We start from the raw sequence: 10,200 nt of genomic DNA, 5'->3' as shown, positions 1-10,200 counted from the left end.
GCTTTGCGACCTTGGGGCGTGAACACCACGGATCACAACCATCAGAACGGAAAGCCAATGGACAACGAGCCGAAACCAGCCGAGGCAGAAGACAGCGAACCCGACACCGTCGATGCGGTGTGGGCTGTAGTCCTCGACCCCTCGTGGCAGTCGGACCAGCCGGACCAAGTAGCGCCTCCGGAGGTCATGGTCGGCGGATGGTTGCTCGACGAGGAAGGACGACCGGGAAAGTTCTTCCCCAACCCGGACTACACCCCCTCCGGACCCGACGTGCCCACTGACCCCACGCACGCCGTCATGAAATCCCTCTCCCGCGGCGAATCCGACACCGACGACCTCCTCGCCACCCTGCGGGACTCCATGCTCGACCTCGGCCTCACCGAAAACGGCGAACTGGTGCTCGCGCCTTCCCCGGACGAAGCGACTTGCGCCCTCGTCGCCAGCTCACCGGCACACCACCGACCAGACCTCGCCGCGGTATGGCAACAACTGCCGCTCGAACGGATCCTGGACGCGCTACCCGACGGCGTGGACATCCTGCTCAACCCGGGCGCCCAAGAATCCATGCGCCTGATGGCCGAACCGCTGCGCGACAGCACACCCGCTCCATGACCGACCGCACCATAGCCGCCGACGCGCGCAGGCCGCGGAATCCAACCGCAGCCGGACGACCGGAGCTCGGTTGAGCGCGCACGACCGGGATGACGACGTTGTCAGCCCGGGTATTCGCCGGTGAGCATCGCCGCGGCGAGTTCCACTCTGGACCGGTAGCCGATGCGGGCGAACATCCGGGTCAGCCGTCCTTCCACGCTCTTCTCCGTGGTCCCGAACACCGCCGCGAGCTGGCGGTTGGTCAAGCCCTCGGTGACCAGGACCGCCAGCAGCCGCTCGTTCTCGTTCGTGGTTGCGGCGCGGCCGGGCACCGGCATGTTGTGCGCGCGCATCGTCTGCCGCATCTGAGCGCGCAGCAGCAGCGCGTCGAGTTCCCCGTACAGTTCGTACGCCTCGGAGAGCAGTTCGGTGGTGCGGAAGCCGTGCACGGCTAGCCGGGTGAAGACCAGTGCGGATTCGTACGGCTGCGCGCGGTCCCGCGCCAGCTTCACCGCAGCCTCGGCGCTCGTCTGGTCGTCCAGCAACTGCGCCCTGGTGACCAGGTGGCAGAGTTCGGCCCGACCGGTCCCCATCCGTTCGGCCAGCCGCCGGACGCGGTCCAGCGCTTGGCTGGCCTCCTCGTGGTTGCCCGCCAGGTGTTCGTGGTGCGCGAGCTCCGCCCACATGTCCTCGGTGCCCACTTCGTAGCCGCTCGCCTCGGCTTTCCGGAGGCCGTCCCGCAGCAGTCCCACGACGTCGTCGGTTTCGCCGAGCGTCGACAGCACCGCCACTTCGGCCCTGTCGAAGAGGTATTCCAGGTCGTACCGGCGGCCCAGCTCGATCATCTGGCGGGCCCGGTTGAGCCAGCCGCTCGCGATCAGCATCCGCGCCGCACCGAGGTGCAGCATCGGTCCTTCCACCGGGCAGCCGAGGTGGGTCCCGGCGGCGATGGCGCGCCGCGCGACGTCCATCGCTTTGGACCAGTCGCCGCGCAGGCACCGCACCATGAACTGCAGCGCGTCGGGCAACTGCTCCAGCACCAGGTCGTAGGAGCTCATCACCTCCTGCACCCGGTCCAGCTCGCCGAGCATGAGCAGCATCTTCATCACGTGCCGGACCTGCTCGAACCGGTGCTGCGGCTGGTCGTGGGTGTGCCAGCGCTCCGGCTCGGCGACGTACCGGAACAGCTCACCCGGCTCGCCCAGCAGCACCCCTGCTCCGCTGCGGAGCTGGTTGCCGAAATCGGCGGTGACATCGTTGGCACGAATCCATGTTTCGCGGGTTCCGCTGAGCAACCGCCAGCATTCCTCCCACCTCTTCAGCAGGCCCAACGCGAACGCCTTGACCACGATTTGCGCGGCTGCACCGCCGGGAATCGGCGGCGGGTCATCCTCCGCGATCCGGGTCAGCTCCGCGTAATCGCCGCACCTCACCAGCGACATGAGGTAGGCGTTCAACGCCTCCTGGAGCCGGTCGGCGGACAACTCGGTGGAATGGTTCCGCAGCAGGGTGCGGGCGCTGTCCAGGGAATCGGCCATCCGGTTGTGGACCACGCACGTGGAAGTGTGCGCGAACAACGCCATCGCGCGGGTGTGCGGGTTCACCGATCGGTCCGCCGCGACGCGCAGCCAGCGGGCCGCCCGCGGACCGTCGCTGAACATCGCCGCGCCGCCGTGCGCGAGCAGTTCCGTGCTCGCCCGCTTGGGGTCAACCAGTTTGCCCGCATCGACCAGCCGGTCGGGCAGGAAGTGCGGGTCCGCCGCCCGCGCCGCGCCGTTCCAGATCGCGGTCACCGCCAGAGCCGACAGCCGACGGCGTTCGTAGGGCCCCAAGCACGACTCCACCAACGCCCGAACCATCGGAATCCGGAACCGCCAGCCGAGCGGCCCGTTCCGGTCGGCGCTGCGCCGCCGGAGGAGCACGTGGCGCTTTTCCAACAGGGCCAACGCATCCCGCACGGCGAGCTCGTCGGACCCGACCCACTCCGCCACCAACTGCGGCGCGGCCGGACCGAGCGGCGCGAGGACCGACATCGCGCGGGCCACCGGCCAGGCCAGCGACCCGGAGTCGCGGACCCGCGCCAGCAGTTGGTGGCAGGTGGCGGGCACCGGCCGGTCGACGGCCGGAACCAGGTACGCGTGCCGGTCCGTGATCCGCAGCGCCTCCACTTCCCGGTAGCAGCTGATCCCCGACACCAGGGCGGACGGGTTGCCCCGGCTCGCCGCGTGCAGTTCGTGCACCAATTGGGCATCCGGGACGGCCCGCAGCGTGTCGGCGATCATCGCGCCGGTTTGCCGACGGGTCAGCGGGCGCAGCGCGACGAGGCGGAGCAGCCCGGATTCGCTCAGCCGCCGCATCGCATCGACGATCCCCCCGGATGAACCGCCCGGCTTCGGCATCGCGTCGGACCGCACAGTGAGCACGATCGAACATCCCGCGTGGACGAACCGCCGGACCAACGGCTCCACCAGCAATGCCGTTCCCTCGTCCAGCCACTGCGCGTCGTCGATGAGCACCACCATCGGCGCGTGGCGACGTACGACGGAGAACACCGCCGACGCCAACTGCACCGTGGTGGCCCGCGGGTCGTGCGGATCGGGGATGGCGCTGAGCTTCGCCACCAGCCCCAGCACGGACATCCGCGCGCTCCGCCCGACACCGGCCGAGGGGCCGTCCACATCGGTGAGCAGTCGGTAGAGCGCGCCGTAGCGGGTGTGCTGATCGTGCGCGCTGGCCCGCAGCGCCAACACCCTGGTCGGACCGTCCGCGAGAGCGGCGCGCACCTCGGCCAGCACCGCGCTGCGACCGACGCCCGCGTCTCCGACGAGCACGGTCAACGGTGGCGAACAGTCACGGGCGGAGCGGACCACTTCGGCGACGACGTCATCGCGCCCGATCAGGCGCGGCGGCCCGGACTCCCGACCAGCGACGCAACCGACGTCCGCCGCCGATTCGGACGGAACCGCCCCGCCCTCCGCCGTGCTCGATCGGGGCACCGCCCCTGCTCCCCACTTCACATCGAACCCTGCGTGCACGGACCCAAACGCTCCGCTTCCATAGATAATCATTGTGGCTTACGCGAGGGATCTCCCTTGACCTAGGTGGACGCTAACGTCGTTACCCCGCGCAATCACGGCCTGGACCATTATCAAGAACGTAGGCATCCGAAGACCGGTTCAGGGTGTTTGTATTACCGCATTGACGACCGTCTGTTACACGACAGCAGCAGAACCCGACAGCAGCAGAGCGAAGTGAGGAGCCCGATGGCGCGGGAACGCGTTCCGGTGCTCGGCCGTGACGAGCAGCGGGCGACGCTCGACCGCGCGGCTGAGTTCGGGACCGGGAACGGTGCCCTGCTGGTGGTGCGCGGCCGCGCCGGGGAGGGGAAGACGGCGTTGCTGAACGCGGTCACCTCCGACTGGCGGCGGGACGGCCTCGAAATCATCTCGCTGAGCGCTGCCCGGCACCCGGACACCAGCCTGGTGGACGCGCTGCTCGACGCGGTGCGGCGGTACGTGGACCGCGGCCTCGACCCGGACCTGCTCGAAGCGGTCGCCGAGGCGACCTCGCGGCGGCAGCTGATCGCCGAAGACCCGCAGCGACACCTGCTCGCCATGGCGCACGAACTGAGCCGCGCGGTGATCCGCATCGCCCGGCGCCGCCGCACCGCGGTGATCGTCGAAGACGTGGACCGGACCGAGCCGCTGGTGGCGGTCGCGTTGTGCGCGCTGGTCCAAGCGCTGCGCGCGGGAGGATGTCTGGTGGTCGTCTCGGCCCGGCCGCAGACCCGCCCGTCCCCGGTTCCGGCGCAGCTCGTCGATCTCGCGGACGAGATCGTCGAGTTGGCGCCGCTGCCCGCCGACGATGCTCGCGCGCTGCTGTCCAAGTGGGGCGCGGCTACCGGCCGGGCGGCGCTGGACTCGCTCACGATCGACGCGCTGCGCACCGGTCTCGGTCCGCTGTACGGCAATCCGGGCACCCTGCTGTCCACCGTGCGAGCGCTGCACGAGCAGGGACGGCTGGTCGTGGTCGACGGCCACTACTGCCTGTCCTCCTCGGACGAGCCGATAGCGCTGCCCGAGGACCACGAACTCGTCCGCGCGCTGTGCGATTCCGGGGACTCCCCGCATGGTCTCGCCGCGATCCTGGCGACCTGGGATCCGGTGTCCGTGGACGACCTGGCCGTGGTGATCGAGACCGTTGCCGAGGATCTGGAATCCACCGGCCGGATGCTGGACGAGCTGGTCGCCGACGGGATCCTGCGCGTCGACGAGCAGAGTCGCCTGTGGTTCGCGGTACCGGCGCTCGCGGTCACCGTTCGGCAGGCGATCGACCCGGACCTGCTGCGCACCGTGCACGCCGCGCTCGCCCAGCGGATGCTCAGCCACGTCGAGAGCGGGGCCGCGGTGGACCGGGCGCTGCTGGCCAACCACCTGGCGCGGGCCGGGGCGGAGCCGGATTCCCCGCTGTGCGCCGACATCCTCATCGACGAAGCCGACCGGATCGCGGACTGCGACGCGGCCCGCGCCGCGACGTGGTACCGCGGCGCGCTGCGACGGCTGCCGCACTCCGACCCCCGGTGGCCGCGGTTGGTGCGGACCCTGCTGCGCCTGCGGATGGCGCTGGGCCAGTACCGCGAACTTGCTGCGGACGTCGGTCTGGTCACGCCGCCGGTGCTCGCCGCGACCAGCGACGACGACCGCGCCGAGCGGGAGCGGATGGCGCTGCTCGTGGAGATCGGCACCTGCTGGCTGTCGGCGCTGATGCACGAGGAACGCCCGGCCGAGATCCGGGACTCGATCGGCATGTTCGACGCGCTGGGCGGCGCGTCCGGTTTCGACGCGGACATCCGCCGGTTCCTGTCCGCGATGTTCGGCGGCCGGGTCCGCGAGGCGGCCACCATCATCAACACCGTTTTCGGCCGGTGGCATCGGGAAGCTCCGCAACCGGACCGGCGCATCGTCGACCTCGGCGAGGTCCTGGTGCTGCTGAACGCGCTCAGCGGCAACCACCAGGACTTCCAGCAGGCGTGGTCGGCCTGGCACCAACCCGACGACCCGCCGCGCGAAGTCGATCAGGAGCAGCTGCGCGAGGCAGGCGCGCTGAGCGACTACGCCACCGCGCTGGAGCTCATCCTCGGCGAGGACTACGGACGTCCGGGCGGTGGGAGTTTGCTGGGCTACCAACAGGTGTTGCGCGCCTACCACGCCGGGGACTGGGACAACGCGCTGTCGGTGGCGCGCCGGATCGAAGCCGACCACCGCGACGGCCACGGCGGGACCGCTCGGCACCTGGCCCGCGTGTTCGCCGCCGAGATCTGCTGCACACGAGGCGATTTCCAGCGGGCCGCCGGATGGCTCGACCGGATTCCCCGCGCGATGGCTGGCGGTCACCTGGTGAGTTGGGCGCGGTGCGGTCTGCTCTACCACCTGGGACACCCCGAGGACGCCCTCCGCGTCGGCTGGCGCGACTACCTCCGGCACCGCGAACGCGGCGCGCTCGCCGGTCTGGAGCGCCTGCTGACCAGGTTGATCAGGTACGCGTGGCGGGAAACGGACCGGTCGCTGGCCAACCGCCTGCTGGCCGAACTGGAAGCGCTGGACGACCAGCTCAGGTCCAGTTCCTCGCGGGAGGCGGTGCTGTTCATGCAGGCGTTGCTGGACCGCGACCGCGAACAGGCGCTGCAGGCCCTGGAACTGACCCGGCGACGCGGCGACCTGCCACGGGCGGCCATGGGGTACCTGCTGGTGGGCGATCTCAGCGCCGATCCGCAGCCCTGGCACCAGGAGTACTACGAACTCGCGAACCGCTTCGGGTGCACCCGAGGACGCGGTCCGCTGTACGACCTGATGCGGGAGCGCGGTGTCCCGCTGCCCCGGTCGCGGACCCGGCAGACGTCCTTCTCCAGCACCGAGATGCGCATCATCGACCTCGTCAGCGACGGCTTCACCAACCGCCGGATCGCGGCCCTGATCGGGGTCAGCGAGAAGACCGTGGAAAGCCACCTGACCCGCCTGTTCGCCCGCACCGGATGCCGATCCCGGCTGGAACTGGCCGCGGCGCAGCTGGAAGGGCGGCTGGCCGCGACCGCCGAGGACCTGCCGCACCAGCGGCAACGCCGCGGGGAAGTCCTGCGGGCCACTGCACCCCAGGGGATGACTCAGCGATGATCTCGGTTTCGACGGCGATGCCCGGTTGTCACCGGTCCATCGCCGACGCCGTCTCGACCGCGCCCGAAGGCTCGGTGATCAACGTCAGCGCCGGTACCTACCACGAGCGCTTGGTGCTCACCAAGTCGGTGACCATCACCGCGGAGGACGGGCCGGGCACGGTGGAGGTCCGAGTTCTGGAGGGCAGCGCGGTCGGCGTGGCGGGCGGCGCGGTGACGATCAGCGGGATCACCTTGCGCGGCACCGACTCCGAGCAGCCCGCCGTGGTGGTCGGCCAGGGTCGGTTGGCGCTGACCGAATGCGAGGTCGAGGCCGCTTCCTGGGCGGCGGTCTACGCCTTCGGCTCGGGAACTCTGGCGATGCGCGCCTGCCAGGTCAGCAACACCGAGGGCGCGGGCGTGGTGGTCACGTCTCCGGACGGCAGTTCCGTGGCGGACTGCCGCTTGCACGACCTGGGCACCTCGGCGATCGTGGTGGCCGAGCAGGGGCGGATGGAAGTGCACGGCGGCGGCTGCGAACGCGCCGACGGCAACGGGATCTGCCTCAACGGCCAGGGTCAGGCGACCGTCGAGAACTTCGCGGTCAGCGGTGCGACCAAGCCCGCCGTGGCCGTCGAACAGCAGGCTTCCGCGACCCTGCGGCGGGTGGCCGTGCGCGGCACCCGAGGCATCGGTTTCTACCTGGCCACCACGGAACCGGTGCAGCTGGAGTCCTGCACCGTCGAGGACGCCGGGGCGGACGGGGTGCTGGTCGCCGGGGCGAGGGCCGCGAAGCTCGACGAGTGCGAGGTCCGGCGGAGCGCGAAGTACGGAATCCGGGTCACCGCCGGTTCTTCCGGAGTGGCGACGGAGTGCGCCGTGGCGGAAGTGACCGGTACCGGGGTTTCCGTCGACGACGGTGCCACCTTCGAATTCGACCGCCTCGCCGTGAGCGGTTGCGCGGAAACCGGGGTCGCCGTGCGTTCCGAGGCGAACCCGCAACTGCGTCGGCTGCGGGTGCACGATTGCGGCGGTGTCGGGGTGGAGGTTTCCGGCCGCAGCCGGGCGAACCTGGAGAACGCCGAGATCGACCGAAGCGGCGGCGCTGGCGTGCTCGTCACGGGCGATGCCTGGGCGCGGGTCGAGGGATGCAGCATCCGAGCCGCTGCTGGTGCCGGGCTCGCCGTGGTCGAAGCCGGGCAGTCGGTGTTCGAGGACTGCGACGTCTACGGCAGCGGCGAAGACGGTGTGCTGGTCGGCGCGGATGCCGAGGTGTCGCTGACCCGCTGTCGGCTCCGCTCCGGCGACGCCAACGGCATCCAGATCACGGCGGCTGGACGTGCCGCGATCAGCGCCTGCGAATTCCTGGAGAACAAAGGCGACGGCATCCGGGTGCACACCGAGAACAAGGTCTCGGTGCAGCGTTGCACAGCGCGCGACAACGGCGGCGCCGGGCTGCGCCAGGTCGTTCCCTCCGCCGCGCTGCACGTCGCCGACCTGACCAGTACGGGCAACGGCTTTCCGGACGCGCACGGCACGGCGGGCCCGCAGGACGCAGCCCCGCAGGGAAGCACGCCGTCCTCCAGTGCGCAGCGGGACGAGCAGCCCGCCCCGGCCGCGAAGCCGACCAGCAAACCGTTCGAGGAACTCACCGGGCTGGTGGGCTTGGCAGGCGTCAAACGGGATGTAGCCACCCTGGTCAACCTGAACAAGATGGCCAAGCGCCGCCAGCAGGCCGGGCTGTCGGTGCCGCCGATGAGCCGTCACCTGGTGTTCGCGGGCGCGCCCGGCACGGGCAAGACGACCGTGGGTCGGCTGTACGGCGCCATCCTGGCCGAACTCGGCGTGTTGACTTCCGGACATCTCGTGGAAGTCGCCCGCGCCGATCTGGTCGCCCAGATCATCGGCGGCACCGCGATCAAGACCACCGAGGCGTTCAACAAAGCGCTCGGCGGCGTGCTGTTCATCGACGAGGCGTACACGCTCAGTTCGCAGCAGGGCGGAACCGGGCCCGACTTCGGCCGGGAGGCCATCGACACGCTGGTCAAGCTGATGGAGGACCACCGCGAAGAGGTGGTCGTGATCGTCGCGGGCTACTCCAAGGAGATGCGGGAGTTCATGGCGTCCAACCCTGGCCTGGAGTCCCGGTTCAACCAGACGATCGAGTTCGCCAACTACAACGCGGAAGAACTCGTCACGATCGTCCGCCTGCAGTGCCACAAGCACGACTACCAGTTGGACCCGAAGGCGGGCGAGGTGCTGCACGACTACTTCGAGCGGATCCCCAAGGACGGCACGTTCGGCAACGGACGCACGGCGCGCAAGATCTTCGAAGCGATGGTCGCCCACCAAGCGTCCCGCCTGGGCACCACGACGGACGCCTCCACCACGGACCTGACCCGACTCCTCGCCGAAGACCTCGACTTCCTGACCGCCTAGCCCAAACGGCGCCACGCCGGAGGCGAACGCGGGCGCTGTTCCGGTGGTGTGCACTAGGTGATCAGAAATTTTCGGTGGGTCCAGGCGAGGTGCAGGGCCGCTGCGGCGCCGGGAGAGTAGTCGTGAATGCCCCGGCGGTACGAGCTGCACTATCCAGTCCACTGACGAACAGTTACCGCGTCGGCAACACCAACCTGCGCCCTGCTTTTGACGGCAGTGACGGATAACCCTGACCGACACTGTTGATCGCAGTGGCCGCATGCTCGACAGAAAACGTGCCTATGTCTGGCGAAACTCGCGGGTGCGCGGATTGACTTGGTTGGCGGTGCGGGCAGCGGTACCGCAGGTGCCCTCTCGACCTCGGAATCCCCGACATCATGTGGTCCAGCTGGCGATCCCTGTTCCACGCTGCTCGGCACTTGCGGTGAACCGACGGCGACGATCGCCGACACGCGCTCGCGCCCGGCTGTAGAGCTGGCGGGCGTTCGCTTCGTCGATGCCGAGGGCCTCGGCGATTTCCCGGTGGCTGTAGTCGAACGCCGAGCGGAGCACGAAGGCGGCTCGTTCCGGCGGCGTGAGCCGTTCCAGCAGCACCAGCAAGCCCAACGACAGCGAGTCCCGCTGCTCCGCAGCCTCTTCTGGAGCGAGCTCGTGCCCCGGACCGGTGAGCACCGGTTCGGGTAGCCAGGGCCCCACGTAGCGCTCGCGGCGGGCGCGCGCGGACGAGAGGCGCGTCAGGCACAGGTTGGTGACCACCGTGGTCAGCCACGCGGCTGGAGTGGCGATGTCCCGACCTTCCCGCCAGCGCAGGTAGGCGTCCTGGACGACGTCTTCTGCTTCAGACGCCTCGCCCAACATCCGATAGGCCAAGCCGAACATGCGCGCTCGGTAGGTCTCGAACTGCGCCAGCTCCTGCGGGTCCACGCCAGCAAGCCTGCCAGCTCCAGCGCTGAGCGGAGGACCTGTTGACCACATCAAGATCGAGAACGGGCCGACGTGGTCCGGCCGCACGCGGGTGACGC

General features: G+C 69.9%; 4 protein-coding genes and 1 pseudogene. 3 read left to right on the top strand and 2 right to left on the bottom strand.

All coding sequences use genetic code 11. The features are described 5' to 3' along the window. The first annotated feature begins 57 nt into the window (after positions 1 to 57). Positions 58 to 612: a type VII secretion system-associated protein gene (locus MOQ72_RS08535; protein WP_242181696.1), complete on the top strand. Its 555-nt coding sequence runs from the start codon at positions 58 to 60 to the stop codon at positions 610 to 612. Positions 613 to 713: 101 nt separating this feature from the next. On the opposite strand, the gene MOQ72_RS08530 is transcribed toward MOQ72_RS08535, so the two are convergent. Further along, complete coding sequence (locus MOQ72_RS08530) at positions 714 to 3,587, bottom strand: AAA family ATPase (protein WP_242181694.1); 2,874 nt, start codon at positions 3,585 to 3,587, stop codon at positions 714 to 716. Positions 3,588 to 3,854: 267 nt separating this feature from the next. Here MOQ72_RS08530 and MOQ72_RS08525 point away from each other — a divergent pair, with 267 nt between their 5' ends. Together MOQ72_RS08525 and MOQ72_RS08520 are read left to right on the top strand one after the other, a co-directional pair. Continuing rightward, positions 3,855 to 6,761: a helix-turn-helix transcriptional regulator gene (locus MOQ72_RS08525; protein WP_242181692.1), complete on the top strand. Its 2,907-nt coding sequence runs from the start codon at positions 3,855 to 3,857 to the stop codon at positions 6,759 to 6,761. Continuing rightward, positions 6,758 to 9,178 carry a right-handed parallel beta-helix repeat-containing protein gene (locus MOQ72_RS08520; protein ID WP_242181690.1) on the top strand — a complete coding sequence of 807 codons (2,421 nt, stop codon included), beginning with the start codon at positions 6,758 to 6,760 and terminating at the stop codon, positions 9,176 to 9,178. The genes MOQ72_RS08525 and MOQ72_RS08520 overlap by 4 nt, the downstream gene beginning before the upstream one ends. Positions 9,179 to 9,595: 417 nt before the next feature. On the opposite strand, the pseudogene MOQ72_RS08515 reads toward MOQ72_RS08520, so the two are convergent. Further along, positions 9,596 to 10,153, bottom strand: a pseudogene (locus tag MOQ72_RS08515) (sigma-70 family RNA polymerase sigma factor); the annotation flags it as partial. Positions 10,154 to 10,200 lie beyond the last annotated feature (47 nt).

The sequence above is a fragment of the Saccharopolyspora soli genome (assembly GCF_022678645.1).
Lineage (GTDB): Bacteria > Actinomycetota > Actinomycetes > Mycobacteriales > Pseudonocardiaceae > Saccharopolyspora > Saccharopolyspora soli.
The sequence above is the reverse complement of the archived record's forward strand: the minus strand, read 5'-3'. Positions and strand labels throughout refer to the sequence as shown.

Bases quoted from the DNA above. Each gene is read 5' to 3' on its own strand.
- MOQ72_RS08525 (WP_242181692.1), top strand. From the start codon at position 3,855: ATGGCGCGGGAACGCGTTCCGGTGCTCGGCCGTGACGAGCAGCGGGCG.
- MOQ72_RS08520 (WP_242181690.1), top strand. From the start codon at position 6,758: ATGATCTCGGTTTCGACGGCGATGCCCGGTTGTCACCGGTCCATCGCC.
- MOQ72_RS08535 (WP_242181696.1), top strand. From the start codon at position 58: ATGGACAACGAGCCGAAACCAGCCGAGGCAGAAGACAGCGAACCCGAC.